Source organism: Rugamonas violacea (assembly GCF_016461825.1).
In the GTDB taxonomy this organism is placed as follows: Bacteria; Pseudomonadota; Gammaproteobacteria; order Burkholderiales; family Burkholderiaceae_D; genus Rugamonas.
Genome location: NZ_JAEMNU010000102.1, coordinates 1 through 15,392, shown reverse-complemented (window position 1 = coordinate 15,392; position 15,392 = coordinate 1). Strand labels below are relative to the sequence as shown.

Genomic DNA, 15,392 nt, shown 5'->3' with positions numbered 1-15,392 from the left:
CAAACACCAAGCGCCGCGCCTCAGGGCGTGGCATGCCAACCGCCGCCGAGCGACTGGATCAGCGCGATGGCGGTGGTCTGGCGGTCGGCCTGGGCCTGGATCAAGGCGCGGCGCGCCGCCAGCGCGTTGTTCTGCGCAGTGACTACCTCGGTGTAAGCGACCTGGCCGGCGCGGTAACGGTTGAGCATCTGCGTCTCGACCTGGTCGGCCGCCTGCGCCGCCAGATGGCGCAGATCCTGCTGCTGCAGCAGGGCGCGGCTGGCGGCCAGTTGATTCTCGACGTCGGCGAAGGCGGCCAGCACGGTTTGCCGGTAGTGGGCCACGGCGACGTCGCGCCCGGCCTGCGCCCCGCTGACCCTGGCGGCGCTGGCGCCGGCGTTGAACAGGCTCTGGCCGGCCGACAGGCCGAGCGACCACAGGCTGTTGGATGCATTCAGCAAGCCAGCGACGGCGCTGCCGCCGACGCCGTAGGAGGCGCTCAGGTTCAGGCTGGGGAAGTAGGCGGCGCGGGCCACGCCGATCTGCTCGTTGGCGACGGCGACGCGGCGCTCGGCGGCGGCGATGTCGGGACGGCGCTGCAGCAGCGTCGACGGCAGCGCCAGCGGCACGTCGGGCACCGTGGCGCGCCACGGCGCGACGGCCAGGCTGAACTCGGCCGGCGCCTTGCCCAGCAGGACGGCGATGGCGTGCTCCAACTGGGCGCGCTGGCGCGCCAGGCCGACCCGCTCGATGCGCGCGCCGGCCAGCTGGGTCTGCGCCTGCAGCACGTCGGAGCGGGCGGCGACGCCGGCGCCGAAGCGGTTCTGGGTGATCTCCAGCACCCGCGCGTAGCCGCTCACGGTGGCCTCCAGCAGCGCCAGTTGGGCGTCGGTCTGGCGCAACGAGAAGTAGTCGACCGCCAGCTCGCCCTGGGCCGACAGGCGGGCGGCGGCCAGGTCGGCCGCGCTGGCGGCGGCGCCGGCCTGGGCGCCGTTGGCGCCGGCGCGCAGCTTGTCCCAGACGTCGGGCTCCCAGCTGGCGCCGATGTTCAGCTTGTACTGGCTGGCGCTGCGCGTGTCGCCGCCACCGCCGGAGCGGTTGGCGCCGCCGTTCAGGTCGACGCTGGGGAACAGCGCGGCGCGCTGCTCGCCGACGCTGGCGCGGGCCTGGGCATAGGAGGCCACGGCGGCCGCCACGTTCTGGTTCGACACCTCGACGGCGGCGGCCAGCTGGTCGAGCTGGGGATCGCCGAACAACTGCCACCACGGGCCGCGTTCGAGGGTGTCGGACGGCGACGCCGGCTGCCAGCCGCGCGCCTCTTTGAACTCGGCCGGCTGCGGCGTGCTTGGCGTCTGGTAGGCCGGGCCGACGGCGCAGCCGCCCAGGACGGCCAGGCAAACCAGCGCGCTGAGCCGGCGCAGGGTCGGCGCGCGGGCGCCGGTGGTGGTGTGGTGTGTGCGGATCATGATGGATTCGGCGACGCAGTTGCCTGCTCGCTGAGTAGACGGCTGAGTTGATGTTCTGCCGGGCTGCGGCGGCGCAGCTTGTCGAGCAGGATGTAGACCACCGGGGTGGTCAGCAGGGTGAGTAGCTGGCTGGCGATCAGGCCGCCGATGATGGCGATGCCGAGCGGCTGGCGCAACTCGGAGCCTTCGCCGAAACCTATCGCCAGCGGCAAGGCGCCCAGCGCGGCCGCCAAGGTGGTCATCAGGATGGGACGGAAACGCAGCAGGCAGGCCTCGCGCACCGCGTCGTGCGCGTTCAGGCCGCGCGCGCGCTCGGCCTCCAGCGCGAAGTCGATGATCAGGATGGCGTTCTTCTTGACGATGCCGATCAACAGGAACACGCCGATCAGGGCGATGATGGAGAACTCCATTTTGAACAGCAGCAGCGCCAGCACGGCGCCGACGCCGGCCGACGGCAGGGTCGACAGGACGGTGATCGGATGCACCAAGCTTTCATACAGGATGCCGAGCACGATGTAGATCACCACGATGGCGGCCAGGATCAACAGCGGCTGCTGCTTGTTGCTCTCGTCGGCGCTGCGCGCGGTGCCCTGGAAGCTGCCGCGCACGTTGTTGGGCATGCCGATCTGCGCTTCGGCCGCGCGCACGGCGGCCTGGCCGTCGCCCAGGCTGTAGCCGTCGACCAGGTTGAACGACACAGTGGTGGCCAGCTCGCCGTCCTGGTGGTTGATCGAGCTGGGCGTCGAGCTTTCGGCGAAGCTGGCGATGGCCGTCAAGGGCACCATCGTCGTCACGCTGTTGCTCAAGGCCGCGCCGCTGGACGGGTCGCGCGCCGCCGTGGTGTTGGACGATGTCGCCGTCGCCGTGCCGCCGCCGCTGGCGCTGGCGCTGGCCTTCGACGGCACGTAGACGTCGCGCAGCGCCTCCGGGCTTTGCGCGTAGCGCGGCGCCACCTCCATCACCACGTGGTATTGATTCAGCTCGTCGTAGATGGTGGCCACCTGGCGCTGGCCAAAGCCGTTGTAGAGCGCGTTGTCGACGTCGCGCACCGTCATGCCCAGGCGGGCGGCGCTGTCCTTGTCGATGGTGACGAAGGTCTCGACGCCGTTCTCGGCCTGGTCGGTATCGACGTCGATCAGCTCCTGCTGCCCCTTCATCGCCTCGGCCAGCTTGGCCGCCCACAGTTTGAGGTCGGCCCGGTTGTCGCTTTTGAGCGTATACTGGTAGGTCGAATTGCTTTGCCGTCCGCCCATGCGCAGATCCTGCACCGGATTGAGGAACAGCGACACGCCGGTGATTTTGGCCAGCTGCGGGCGCAGCCGGGCGATCACCGCCTGGCCCGACTCGCTGCGCTGGTCGGCCGGCTTCAGGTTGATGAACATGAAGCCGCCGCCGGCGCGGCCGCCGCCGGTAAAGCCGACCACGGTGGCCACCGCCGGGTCGCGCTTGATGACGTTGACCAGTTGCCGCAGCTTCTGCTGCATGGCCTGGAAGGAGATGCTCTGGTCGGCGCGGATGCCGCCGTTGATCTGGCCGGTGTCCTGCTGCGGGAAGAAGCCCTTGGGCGCGGCCGAGAACAGATAGACGTTGAGGGCGACCACGAAGGCCAGCGACAACATCACCAGCCAGGCGCTGCCCAGCGCCCAGTCCAGCGCGTGCTGGTACTGGCGGTGCATCCAGTCATAGCCGCGCTCGGCCCAGCGCGCCAGGGGGCCGGGCGGCTTGTGGATCTGGCCGGGCTTGAGCAGCCAGGCACACATCATCGGCGTGGTGGTCAGCGAGATCAGCAGCGAGATCAGCACCGCCGCCGACAGGGTCACGGCGAACTCGCGGAACAGCCGTCCCACCTGGCCGCCCATGAACAGCAGCGGGATGAACACGGCCACCAGCGACAGGCTGATCGACAGCACGGTGAAGCCGACCTCGCGGGCGCCCAGCAGGGCCGCCTTGAAGCGGTCCATGCCGGCCTCGATGTGGCGCGAGGTGTTCTCCAGCACGACGATGGCGTCGTCGACGACGAAGCCGGTGGCCACCGTCAGCGCCATCAGCGACAGGTTGTTCAGGCTGAAACCGAGCAGGTACATGACGCCGAAGGTGCCCAGCAGCGAGACGACGGTGGCCACCGCCGGCACCACGGTGGCGCGGGCGCTGCGCAGGAAGGCGCTGACCACCAGCACCACCAGCACGATGGAGATCAGCAGCGTCAGCTCGATCTCGTGCAGCGAGGAGCGGATCGAGTTGGTGCTGTCGGAGGCCACCTGCAGCTTGATGTCGGGCGGCAGCTGGGCCTGCAACTGCGGCAGCAGTGCGCGCACGCCGTCCACCGTGGCGATGACGTTGGCGCCGGGCTGGCGGGTGATCAGCACGATCACCGCCGGGTCGCCGTTGAACAGGCCCAGGGTGTTGTTGCTCTCGGTGCCGTCGATGACCTCGGCGACATCCTGCAGGCGGATCGCCGCGCCGTTGCGCCAGGCGACCACCAGCTTGCGGTAGTCGGCGGCGTTGCGGCCGCCGGCGGCGTCACTCGGCTGCGAATAAATTTGCAGACGGCGGCCCTCGCCTTCGATGGCGCCCTTCGGCCGGTTGGCGTTGGTGGCCTGGATGGCGGCGCGCACGTCCTCCATCGAGACGCCGTAGCGGTTCAGCGCATACGGCAGCAGCTCGACGCGCACGGCCGGCAGCGAGCCGCCGCCCAGCTCGACGTCGCCGACGCCGGGCACCTGGGCGATCTTCTGCTGCACGATGTTCGACACCGCCTCGTAGATCTGGCCGGGCGAGCGGCTCGGCGAGGTCAGCGCCAGGATGATGACCGGCGCGTCCGACGGGTTGGCCTTGCGGTAGGTCGGGTTGCTGCGCAAGGTGGCCGGCAGGTCGGCGCGCGAGGCGTTGATGGCGGCCTGCACCTCGCGCGCGGCGGCGTCGATCTTGCGGTTCAGGTCGAACTGCAGGCTGATGCGGGTCGAGCCGTTGCCCGACGAGGAGGTCATCTCGTTGACGCCGGCGATCACGCCGAGGCGCCGTTCCAGCGGCGTGGCGACGCTGGTGGCCATGGTGTCCGGACTGGCGCCGGGCAGGCTGGCGCTGACCGAGATCGACGGGAAGTCGACCTGCGGCAGCGGCGACACCGGCAGCACGAAGAAGGCGCCGATGCCGGCCAGCGCGATGCCGATGGTCAGCAGCACGGTGGCGATGGGACGCCGGACGAAGGGTTCCGACAGGTTCACGAGGCGGCTCCAGGTGCGCCGCTGCTACCGCTGCCTGGAACGGCGCCGGCGGCGGCCTTGCGGCCGGCCCAACGGCGGCCCAGGCTGTCGAAGCCGAGGTAGATCACCGGGGTGGTGAACAAAGTCAGCATCTGGCTGACGATCAAGCCGCCGAAGATGGCCAGGCCGAGCGGCCGGCGCAGTTCGGCGCCGTCGCCCCAGCCCAGCATCAGCGGCACGGCGGCGAACAGCGCGGCCAAGGTGGTCATCAAAATGGGGCGGAAGCGCAGCAGCGCCGCCTGGTGGATCGCCTCGCGCGGCGACCTGCCCTGCTCGCGCTCGGCCTCGATGGCGAAGTCGATCATCATGATGGCGTTCTTCTTGACGATGCCGATCAACAGGATGATGCCGATGATGCCGATCACGCCCAGGTCCTGGCCGCTGATCATCAGCGCCAGCAAGGCGCCGACGCCGGCCGACGGCAGGGTCGACAGGATGGTCAGCGGATGGATGTAGCTCTCATACAGCACGCCGAGCACGATGTAGACGCAGATCACCGCCGCCAGGATCAACCACAGCTGGTTGGACAGCGAGTTTTGATAGGCGCCGGCGGCGCCGAGGAAGGTCAGCGAGACCGACGGCGGCAGCTTGATCTCCTCGGCCGCCGCGCGGATCGCCTCGACCGCCTGGCCCAGCGCGACGCCGTCGGCGGTGTCGAAGCCGAGCGTGGTGGCCGGGTACTGCGCGACGTGGGTGATTTGCAGCGGCGCCGGCCGCTCGGTGATGCTGGCCACCGCCGACAGCGGCGTGGCCTTGCCCGAGCCGGTGCGCAGTTGCAGGTTGCCCAGCGACTCGGGCGTGGTCAGCGAGCCGGGACGCGCCTCCAGGATCACCCGGTACTGGTTGGTCTCGGTGAAGATGGTCGAGACGATGCGCTGGCCGAAGGCGCTGTACAAGGCGTCGTCGATGGCGGCGGCGCTGATCGACAGGCGGGCGGCGCTGTCGCGGTCGATGCTGATGTAGGCGGCGGTGCCGGTGGCGCCGGCGTCGGACACCACGTTGCGCAGGGCGGCCTTGCCGCGCATGCGCTCGCTCAGCTTGGCGGCCCAGGTGTTGACGGTGGCGTTGTCGGCACCTTCCAGGGAAACGCGGTACTGGGTCGGCCCCGTTTCGGCGTCGATGGTCAAGTCCTGGGTCGGTTGCAGATACAAGGTGACGCCGGCCACGGCGGCGGCGCGCTGGCGCAGCCGCTCGATGGTGTGGGCCTGGTCGCCGCTGCGTTCGCGCTTCAGGTTGATCAGCATGCGGCCGGTGTGCAGCATGGTGTTGTTGGCGGCGTCGACGCCGACCAGGGAACTGAGCGACTCGACGTCCGGGTCTTCCAGGATGGCGGCGGCGGCGGCCTGCTGCAGCTCGGCCATGCGGGCATAGGAGACCGACTGCGCCGTCTCGACGCGGGCCTGCAGCTGGCCGGTGTCCTGGGTCGGGAACAGGCCCTTGGGTATCCAGATGTAGAGCAGCACCGTCAGCACCAGCGTGGCCAGCGCCACCAGCAGGGTCAGGCCCTGGCGTTGCAGCACCCATTGCAGCGCCGTGTCGTAGTGGCCGATCACGCGGTCGAAGAAGGCCTGGGTGCGGCGCGCCAACGCGCCCGGATGCTCGTCGGCGTGGCTTTTGAGCCAGCGCGCCGACATCATCGGCACCAGCGTCAGCGAGACCACGGCGGAGATCAGGATGGTGATCGACAGCGTGACGGCGAACTCGCGGAACAGGCGGCCGACCACGTCGCCCATGAACAGCAGCGGGATCAGCACGGCGATCAGCGACACCGTCAGCGAGATGATGGTGAAGCCGATCTGCGCGGCGCCCTTGATGGCGGCGGCCATCGGCTGCTCGCCCTCCTCGATGTAGCGGGCGATGTTCTCGATCATGACGATGGCGTCGTCGACGACGAAGCCGGTGGCGATGGTCAGCGCCATCAGCGACAGGTTGTTCAGGCTATAACCGAGCAAATACATCACGCCGCAGCTGCCGATCAACGAGATCGGCACGGCCAGGCTGGCGATGACGGTGGCGCGCACGCTGTGCAGGAAGGCGAAGATCACCAGCACCACCAGGCCGACGGCGAGCAGCAGCTCGGTCTCCACATGCTCGACCGAGGCGCGGATGCCGGTGGTGCGGTCGCTCAGCACGTCTACCCGCAGCGCGCCCGGCAGGCCGGCCTGTAGTTCGGGCAGACGGGCCTTGATGGCGTCGACGGTGGCGATGACGTTGGCGCCGGGCTGGCGCTGCACGTTGAGGATGATCGCCGGTTTCAGGCCGGACCAGGCGCCCAGCTTGATGTTCTCGGCGCTGTCGACCACCTGGGCGACGTCGCTCAGGCGCACCGGGGCGCCGTTCTTGTAGGCGACGATCAGGCTCTGGTAGTCCTTGGCGGTGACCAGTTGGTCGTTGGCGTTGATGGTGAAGGAGCGCGTCGGGCCGTCGAAGCTGCCCTTGGCGCCGTTGGCGTTGGCCGCCGTGATGGCGCTGCGCAGCGTGTCCAGGCCAAGGCCGTAGGAGGCCAGCGCCAGCGTGTCGGCCTGGATCCGCACGGCCGGCCGCTGGCCGCCGCTCAGCGACACCAAACCGACGCCGCTGACCTGGCTGATCTTCAGCGCCAGCCGGGTGTTGACGATGTTCTGCACCTCGGTCAGCGGCATCGTGTCCGAGGTGATCGCCAGCGTCAGCACCGGCGCGTCGGCCGGGTTGACCTTGGCGTAGACCGGCGGCGCCGGCAGGTCGGTCGGCAGCAACGAGCCGCCGGCGTTGATGGCCGCCTGCACCTCCTGCTCGGCGACGTCCAAGGTCTGGCCCAGGGTGAACTGCAGCGTGATGATGGAGACGCCGGAGGCGCTGGTCGAACTCATGCGCTGCAGGCCGGCCATCTGGCCGAACTGGCGCTCCAGCGGCGCGGTGACGGTCTGCCCCATCACCTCGGGACTGGCGCCGGGATACAGCGTTTGCACCTGGATGGTGGGGAAGTCGACCTGCGGCAGCGCCGACAGCGGCAGGAACTTGAAGCCGACTATCCCCGCCAGCACGATCGCCAGCATCAGCAGCGCTGTGGCCACCGGACGCTGGATGAATGGGCCGGACGGACTCATTGCGCGCTACCCTGGGCCGGCTTCCGGCCACGCTCGCCGGCGGCTGCGGCGCCGTCCTGGCGGCGGTGGCGGGGCTCGCCGGAGGCGGCGCCTTCGGCACCGGCAGAAGCGGCCGCGCCGGCGGGCGCCGCAGCGCCGCCCTGCCCGCCCTGTCCGGTCTGTCCACCCTTGCCAGCCTTGCCGTCGCGGTTGCGGTGGCCGCCACCGCCGGCGCCGGCCGGCTTATCGCCCGGCAGCGTGACCTTGGCGCCGTCCTTCAAGCGGTCGGCGCCCTCGGTGATGACTTGTTCGCCGGGCTTCACACCGGACTTCAACTGCACCTTATCGACGGTGGCCTGGCCGCGCGTGACGGAGCGCGTCGAGACCGTCTTGTCGGCGTTGAGCACGTAGACGTAGTCGCCGGCGGCGCCGTGGCGCAGCGCCGTCACCGGCACCATCACCGCGTCCTTGATGGTGCGCAGCTCCAGCCGCAGGTTGACGAACTGGCTGGGGAACAGCGCCATCTTGTCGTTGGCGAAGCGGGCCTTGGCCTTGACGGTGCCGGTTTGCGTGTCGACCTGGTTGTCGAGGGCGGCGAAGCGGCCCTGCCCCAGCTCATTGGTCCGGGTGCGGTCGAAGGCGATGGCCGGCAGCGCCGCGCCCTCGTTGGCGCGGGCCAGCAGGTCCGGCACCTGATCCTGCGGCACGGCGAATTCCACATCGATGGGCGACAACTGGGTGATGACGGCGATGCCTGCGGCGTCGCTGGAACCGACCAGATTGCCGACGTCGACCACGCGCAGGCCGAGCCGGCCGCCGATCGGCGCGATGACCCTGGTATAGCCCAGGTTCAGCCGCGCCATGCCCTCGGCGGCGCGGTCGGTCATCACCGTGCCTTCCAGCTGCTTGACCAGCGCCGCCTGGGTGTCGACGTCCTGCCGGGCGATGGAGTCCTGGGTCATCAGCGTGCGGTAGCGTTCCAGTGTCAGCTTGGCGTTCTCCAACTGCGCCTCGTCGCGCTGACGCTGGCCGGAGGCCTGCAACAGCGCCATCTCGAACTGGCGCGGATCGATCTGCGCCAGCACCTGGCCGGCCTTGACCATCTGCCCTTCCTTGAACAGCACCTTCTGCAGGATGCCCGAGACCTGTGGCCGCACCGTGGTGGTGGCGGCCGCCGTCACGGTGCCGAGCGCATCGAGCACCACCGGCACATCGACATGCTCGGCCGTCGCCACGCCAACTGTCGTGCTGGCGCCACCGCGCCGGCCGCCGCCCGGGCCGCCGGGACCGCCGGGACCAGCAGCGCCGCCAGGTCCGCCGGCGCCTTGCGTGGCGCCACCGGCAGCGGCCGCCGGATGGGTCAGATACCAGGCCAGGCCGCCCAAGCCGGCCATCGCGGCCACCGCGATCACGCCGCCGATGACTTTGGAACGGCGGCTGCGGCGGGCTGGTGCAACGGTCACGGTTGGCTTGCTTGGCATGTCTTGCGAATCCATCGCTTATCCTTGTTGATGCCGCGCTGGGGCGGCGTTGCTGGCGCCGGGCGCGGGCCACGGCTGTATTGAGTTCGAGAGCGGACCGACGCCCGTGGCGCGGCCATTTGATGCGAGGACTCTAGCATACCCACGGCGGCCGATTGCTTCCGCCGGAAACAATGCGGCGACGCTGGAAACATGGCCGGCGCGCCGCCGGCTGCGTGTGCCTCGGCCCCCGTCCCGTCCATCGCTGCCGACGCCCGCAGCCATGCGGCCTGACGCCGCCGCCCGACCTGTCGGCGAGCGCGCCGAACGCGGTAACGACTGGTTACAAACTCGCTACAATTTTCCCGTCCCGCCCAGGCAGGCAAAACCCATAGGCGCAAACCTGGGGTCGGCCCCCGAGGGGTCCGACCCCGGCTCTCCGCCTTTGGGTGGTTTTATAGCCGTCGGCGCCTTAACTTGGTGGCATCGGGTCCGCTGCGGGCCACAGCAACCCGCTTTACGAATCCGCTTTACAAATCTGCTTTACAAATCTTTACCTGCGCGACATCGCCCCTTTACCAAGCCCGCCCACACTGGTCCTCGTTGTCTCCCCAAAACCACTTAGAGGACTTAACATGCGTATCTTCAACCGCAACACCGTCGCCGCCTTCCTGCTCGGCGGCGCCCTGGCCGCCGGCGCCGGCGCCCTCGCCGTCGAACGCCACATGGGCGGCAGCCACGCCGCCGTCGATTCCACCGCCCACGCCGAGCGCATGCTCAAGCACCTGTACGCCGAGGTCGATGCGACCGACGCGCAGAAAGCCAGGATCGAACCGCTGGTCAAGCAAGCCATGCAGGATCTCAAGCCGATCCACAGCCAGCTGCGCGGCGCCCACGCCGAACTACTGACCTGGCTGGGCCAGCCGACCTTGGACGCTACGGCGCTCGAAGCGATGCGGGTGCAGAAGCTGCAACTGGCCGACCAGGCCTCGAAACGCCTGGTCCAGCTGATCGCCGACGTCGGCGAAGTGCTCACTCCAGAGCAGCGCAACAAGCTGGCCGCCCACCTGGGCAAGCTGCACGAACGCCGCCACGGCTAGGCGCCGAGGCACACCCGGCGGCGGCTTGTGAAGGCCGCCGCCTGCCCGTAGAATGAATCCATGGCAGACCATATCCTTGTAGTCGAAGACGACCCGCGCCTGGCCGAGATGCTCACCGAGTATCTGGAGCAGGCCGGCTTCCGCGTCAGCAGCGTCGCGCTCGGACGCGACGCGCTGGACTTGCTGGCGCAGCCGCAGCAGCCCCCGTTCGGCGCCGTGGTACTCGACCTAATGCTGCCCGACATGGACGGCCTTGAAGTGTGCCGCCAGCTGCGCGCCGGCGCCGACACGCCGGTGCTGATGCTGACCGCGCGCGGCGACGCCATCGACCGCATCGTCGGCCTGGAGCTTGGCGCCGACGACTACCTGCCCAAACCCTTCGAACCGCGCGAGCTGCTGGCCCGCCTGCGCGCCATCCTGCGCCGCCGGCGCGGCGATGAAGCAGGCGGCCAAGCCGGCGGCCAACGCCCCGCCCAGCGGGCGCTGCGCTTCGGCCGCCTGGAGATCGAGGCCGACGCCCGCGCCGCCCGGCTCGACGGCGCGCCCTGCGAGCTGACCAGCTACCAGTTCGACCTGCTGCTGGCGCTGGCGCAGAACGCCGGCCGCGTGCTGTCGCGCGACACGCTGATGGCGTTGGTCAAGGGCGAGCATATCGAGGCCTTCGACCGCTCGATCGACGTGCACATGTCGCGCATCCGCGCCGCCGTCGAGGACGATCCCAAAAAACCGCGCCGCATCATCACCGTGCGCGGCGCCGGCTACCTGTTCGCCAAGGTGCAGGACTGATGCCGCGCCTCTACCTGCGCTTCTACATCGCGCTGCTCGGCAGCCTGCTGCTGTTCGCCTTCGCGGTGACGGTGTTGTGGCACCGCGAAGGCGGCCCGGTCGAGCGGGCCGACGCCACGCTGGCCCGGCTGGTGCAGAACATGCTGCCGCCGGCCGACGCGCCGGCGGCCGAACAACAGGCCGCGCTGGTCCGCCTGGCCAACGGCGTCGACGGCGACATGACCCTGTACGGCGCCGACTGGACCGCGCTGGCCAGCATCGGCAAAGGCATGCCGCGCCTGCAATGGGGCGCCGGCGCGCGGCCCGGCCACTTCCCCGCCACCGACCTGCGGCTGGCCGACGGCCGCCGTCTGCGGTCGAGCAAGCCGCTCGGCTTCGCCCGCCCGCGCGCGCTGCTGCACACGGCGCTGATCGCGCTGGCGCTGGCCATCGGCGTGGCCGCCTTCCCGCTGGTGCGCCAGTTGACCAAGCGGCTGGAACGCTTGCAGCGCGGCGTCGAATCGCTCGGCGCCGGCGACCTGGCGGCGCGCGTCAAGGTCGAGGGCAAGGACGAGGTGGCGCGGCTGGCGCAGAGCTTCAACCGCGCCGCCGACCAGATCGAACAACTGGTCGGCGCCCACAAGGCGCTGCTGGCCAACGCCTCGCACGAGTTGCGCACGCCGCTGGCGCGCATCCGCCTGGCGCTGGAGCTGGTCAAGGACACGGTGGACGCCAAGCGCCGCGCCGGGCTGGAGCAGGATATCGCCGAACTCGATCAACTGCTCGACGAGATCCTGCTGGCCAGCCGGCTCGGCGCCGTCAACGACGGCATGGTGCTGGAGACGGTGGCGCCGCTGGCGCTGGCCGCCGAGGAGTGCGCCCATTACGACGAGGTGCAGTTGGACGCCACGCCAGCGGCGGCGGCGGCCCTGCTGCGCGGCGACGCGCGGTTGCTGCGCCGGCTGTTGCGCAATTTGTTGGAGAACGCGCGGCGCCATGGCCAGGCGCCGACCGACGTGCGGCTCGACGCCGACGCGGCGCAGCTCAGCATCCGCGTGTGGGACGCCGGGCCGGGCGTGCCGGTGGAGGAATGGGAGAGGATCTTCGAGCCGTTTTACCGGCGCGGCGGAACGCGGGACAACGGCGGCGCCGGTTTGGGCTTGGCCTTGGTGCGGCAGATCGCGCGGCGCCATGGCGGCGAGGCGCGCTGCGCCGCCGTGGACGGCGGGCGCAGCGGGTTTGTGGTGAGCTTGCCGCTGTTGCCGGCCTGAGCAACGACGGGCCGACCCTGCGGCACGCCGCTGTGCACCCATTTAAACTTTACAATGCCTGGATGAATCCGAACGATCCCTTCGACCGTGACAATCTGAGCCCTGCGGAAACCCTGCTCACCGAGCATGAGATCGCCCGCGAGTTCTTTCAGGGCGAACTCTATCAACGTGACGGCGTGACCCGCCTCGGGGGCATCACGATTGATCAACCCGGCGGCGCCACGCTGGACGTGGACGAGTCCGAGACCGGAAGGCTATTCATGATCCCCGATGGGTCGATCGTGTGGGCCCTCACGTTAAGGGAACAGGGCGAGGCGCCGGCCGGCCTGGACGTCATGTCGAACAACCCCTTCATGGCGGAAGACGAGAACACCAGCGTGATCGCCTACCGGGATGAAGAAGGCACATCCCTCCACGTTGACGCGCTATTTATCCGCCGACTGGTACTCACCGGGGATGCTCCCGATCGCCTGGCCACCATTGCATTCGGTCTGATGGCCATCTCAGCATACCGGCTGGGCTTTAACCACATTTCGCTCTTCGCGGCTGGAAACGGGCCGATCGACCCGGATGACCCGGACGGTTTAGTCGGATTCGCCGTATGGCCGAAATTTGGGTTTGATGCGCCACTCGAACCTGCCGAACTGAACATGGCACCATCCGAGGCACTTCGTGGGTGTCGGACTGTCCAGGAGGTCATTGCTGTGGACCCCGAGTGGTGGAACGTACGCGGCCGCGGCCGGGATATGCGCTTCGACTTGAGCGCCGACAGTCGCAGCTGGGGGATTCTGCTAAACTATCTCTATCAATCACTCCCTCTGCCGGAGATTGAACCATGACCGCTTTGAAGAAAACACCCCCCAGCCAGAACAGTGCCTACAAATTGGCGGCGGCCGCTCGCCGCGCTAAGATCGCTTCCATGGGCGCGCCGATCGTCGGTGAAGTCAAGCCATCCCAGGGCCGGATTCGGGTCACGCTGGGAGGCAAAGCCCTCAGCCGGGACGCGCGCTCCGGTGCGTTCGGACCGTCCTCCATCGACATTCCCGAATTTTCCAGCGTCCGGAAACGCAAGTCAGCATGAGCAAGCGGCCAGTGGCCGCTTTTTTTGAGCCCGGCTTTCGCGCGCGAAACTCCGCCGAAGCGAGAAGATCATGAACCGAGGCGGTTTAAGAGCCAGGGGAGCCAGAGGGCGACGCTCGCTGCCGCGCCGACAACTCCTCCTATGACCAGTAGCTGTAACGGCTCGCGTTTGAAAACGGTCGTGCTCGCGTTCGCCGCCATTTTCGGCTCACAATAGCTGCAAATGAAAAAGCGCTGATGCTCACGCTATCTGCGTTTTCCTTTAGGGGCACTTGTATGCATCAGCTTGCGCGTAAGGCAAGCTGATACCGTGTTCGGCAACGACTGCCGTTGGTACATAGGCGTTACCATTTAATGCAGCAACTTCATTACGAACCTTTGCCAGCATATCGCGTCGTCCCTCAGCCACACTGCTATAAAACATTCCGCCAGAAACTTCAACAACCCTAATAAACTTGCAAGTCGTCGAATCGTTTGGCTGAATTTGTCGAACTAGCATACCTTCCTGGGTAATGGGAACTGCCGAGCAGCCGGCAAGCAGAGCTGCAATTACAAAAATGAGTGTCTTCAAAATGGTTTTCCGAGGGTTAAGGCGAAGACGTTTTGTGCGCTTCTTCTTCCAGTTTATCAATCGCGTTCTCAAGTGCCCACGTGTCACCATCCTGCTGATCGCTGCTGGCCGTCCAATAGGGCTTCCCTTTTGGGGCGACCGGCTGCTTCCCGCAGCGTGGGCATGGCTCATGTTCTACGGTACTGGTGTTCACAATTTTCCTAGACCCTCATCGGTCCAGCACCCTTCGGGCCGCCTGCCGTCTCTAACCGATGTTTAGTAGCTTCATGAATTGCTTGCCGCTCACCTGCACCGTTTACACCCGCCTTTTCATCCTTTTTCGCCTTCTTAAGCAAAGCCTTCGCTTTACGAAGGGGCTTGGCATCACGCTGTTTTTTAGAAGTCGTCATTGTTTTCCTTGCGCTGGCGGCCGGCCTGCAGACGGGGCGCACAGGGCGCCGGGATTTTCCTCGCTCGAAGGTGTCACCAGGCGATGACTACATTGTCGGCAATGGGCTTTTGGTCAAGTCCAATCACCCAATGCCGTTCAAGCAGGGCGTCACCTGGAGACTCACGTACCATGGAGCCGCCCACAGCAGCGATGAGGCGACTGAGTTCAGTCATCGCATTAGGCGCACCTTGCCTCCCAGGATGCTCTTGTGGAGCCCCGATAAGAATGTGCTGCAAGCGATAAAACTCAGCAGCGCTTTTTTGTAGAATGTTCGCTCGCGCCTCCGCGCTGAGCAGCGCCTTCAATTCATTAGGATGGCGGTGACCGGTCATTACGCCGTCAATCGTAGATTGAACTTCATTCATGTCTATTCCTCGTTGACCGGCACCCCACCGGCACTCTCAGTGCGCCGGGCCCGTCATGCGGGCCGTGTGTGCTGCTGCAAACGTTTTCCTATTTGTTACGACGCATTCTGAGTTGTGCGGCCTTTTCCGGCATTTCATATAAAGCATCAAGAGTATGTTCGAGAATTTCAACGGCCAATTTCAATTCTTCATCGGGAGGTCGTGCCAATTCGTGCACTGCTGAGTTTCCTAGATATCGATGCTCATGAAGAGTATCGGCGGACGATTTGGTTAGCAATCCTTTTTCATGCAGCCCCCCAATTTGGCCACTAAGGTCCGTTCTCCGCAATATCTGTGTCCCCCCACCCTTGGCAGGAAACTCAACGGGACCATCAACAATTCCTTGCTCCGAACAAATTCCCTCAACTAAAGCCCTAAGTCCGGCGGCACACAATGTGTTGCTCTCGGAATTAAAACAGTCAATTGACTCCGTGTAGATTCGCCTTAAAGCACGCCGTTATACACAAGTCCGGACCGTCGTGCGCTTGGCCGAAAAATCCGTTTACATTCAATGAGTTGCGGCCGCCCTTGTAAACTT

The 15,392-nt window shown here is 67.3% G+C and carries 13 protein-coding genes; 5 read left to right on the top strand and 8 right to left on the bottom strand.

Annotation, left to right across the window (positions count from 1 at the left end):
• Positions 1–20 precede the first annotated feature (20 nt).
• From H7U20_RS19195 to H7U20_RS19180, 4 genes are read right to left on the bottom strand one after another with little or no spacing between them, the layout of a single operon-like run.
• Positions 21–1,445 carry an efflux transporter outer membrane subunit gene (locus H7U20_RS19195; protein ID WP_199760758.1) on the bottom strand — a complete coding sequence of 475 codons (1,425 nt, stop codon included), beginning with the start codon at positions 1,443–1,445 and terminating at the stop codon, positions 21–23.
• The gene (locus tag H7U20_RS19190) at positions 1,442–4,669 is read right to left on the bottom strand and encodes an efflux RND transporter permease subunit (RefSeq protein WP_199760757.1); all 3,228 of its coding nucleotides are present in this window, start codon (positions 4,667–4,669) and stop codon (positions 1,442–1,444) included. Before H7U20_RS19190 ends, H7U20_RS19195 begins: the two co-directional genes overlap by 4 nt.
• On the bottom strand, positions 4,666–7,794 hold the full coding sequence (locus H7U20_RS19185) for an efflux RND transporter permease subunit (protein ID WP_199760756.1): 3,129 nt from the start codon (positions 7,792–7,794) through the stop codon (positions 4,666–4,668). Before H7U20_RS19185 ends, H7U20_RS19190 begins: the two co-directional genes overlap by 4 nt.
• Positions 7,791–9,269: an efflux RND transporter periplasmic adaptor subunit gene (locus tag H7U20_RS19180; RefSeq protein ID WP_199760755.1), complete on the bottom strand. Its 1,479-nt coding sequence runs from the start codon at positions 9,267–9,269 to the stop codon at positions 7,791–7,793. The genes H7U20_RS19185 and H7U20_RS19180 overlap by 4 nt, the downstream gene beginning before the upstream one ends.
• A gap of 599 nt (positions 9,270–9,868) precedes the next feature.
• Between H7U20_RS19180 and H7U20_RS19175 the strand changes: the two genes are divergently transcribed.
• The 5 genes from H7U20_RS19175 (at position 9,869) to H7U20_RS19155 (ending at position 13,450) form a co-directional block, all read left to right on the top strand.
• Complete coding sequence (locus H7U20_RS19175; RefSeq protein WP_199760754.1) at positions 9,869–10,333, top strand: Spy/CpxP family protein refolding chaperone; 465 nt, start codon at positions 9,869–9,871, stop codon at positions 10,331–10,333.
• A 60-nt stretch (positions 10,334–10,393) separates the two neighbouring features.
• The gene (locus H7U20_RS19170) at positions 10,394–11,119 is read left to right on the top strand and encodes a response regulator (RefSeq protein ID WP_199760753.1); all 726 of its coding nucleotides are present in this window, start codon (positions 10,394–10,396) and stop codon (positions 11,117–11,119) included.
• Positions 11,119–12,369 (top strand): ATP-binding protein, encoded by a 1,251-nt coding sequence (locus H7U20_RS19165; RefSeq protein ID WP_199760752.1) that lies wholly within the window; start codon positions 11,119–11,121, stop codon positions 12,367–12,369. Before H7U20_RS19170 ends, H7U20_RS19165 begins: the two co-directional genes overlap by 1 nt.
• Positions 12,370–12,431: 62 nt before the next feature.
• Positions 12,432–13,208 (top strand): hypothetical protein, encoded by a 777-nt coding sequence (locus H7U20_RS19160; RefSeq protein WP_199760751.1) that lies wholly within the window; start codon positions 12,432–12,434, stop codon positions 13,206–13,208.
• The gene (locus tag H7U20_RS19155; protein ID WP_199760750.1) at positions 13,205–13,450 is read left to right on the top strand and encodes a hypothetical protein; all 246 of its coding nucleotides are present in this window, start codon (positions 13,205–13,207) and stop codon (positions 13,448–13,450) included. The genes H7U20_RS19160 and H7U20_RS19155 overlap by 4 nt, the downstream gene beginning before the upstream one ends.
• 261 nt (positions 13,451–13,711) lie before the next feature.
• On the opposite strand, the gene H7U20_RS19150 is transcribed toward H7U20_RS19155, so the two are convergent.
• From H7U20_RS19150 to H7U20_RS30700, 4 genes are all read right to left on the bottom strand, one after another.
• Complete coding sequence (locus tag H7U20_RS19150) at positions 13,712–14,020, bottom strand: hypothetical protein (protein ID WP_199760749.1); 309 nt, start codon at positions 14,018–14,020, stop codon at positions 13,712–13,714.
• Positions 14,021–14,220: 200 nt separating this feature from the next.
• A complete protein-coding gene (locus H7U20_RS19145) occupies positions 14,221–14,409 on the bottom strand; it encodes a hypothetical protein (RefSeq protein ID WP_199760748.1) in 189 nt (62 codons plus the stop codon).
• Between the two features lie 73 nt (positions 14,410–14,482).
• Positions 14,483–14,815 (bottom strand): hypothetical protein, encoded by a 333-nt coding sequence (locus H7U20_RS19140; protein ID WP_199760747.1) that lies wholly within the window; start codon positions 14,813–14,815, stop codon positions 14,483–14,485.
• 88 nt (positions 14,816–14,903) lie between these two features.
• A complete protein-coding gene (locus tag H7U20_RS30700) occupies positions 14,904–15,278 on the bottom strand; it encodes a DUF4145 domain-containing protein (RefSeq protein ID WP_370593193.1) in 375 nt (124 codons plus the stop codon).
• Positions 15,279–15,392: the final 114 nt, after the last annotated feature.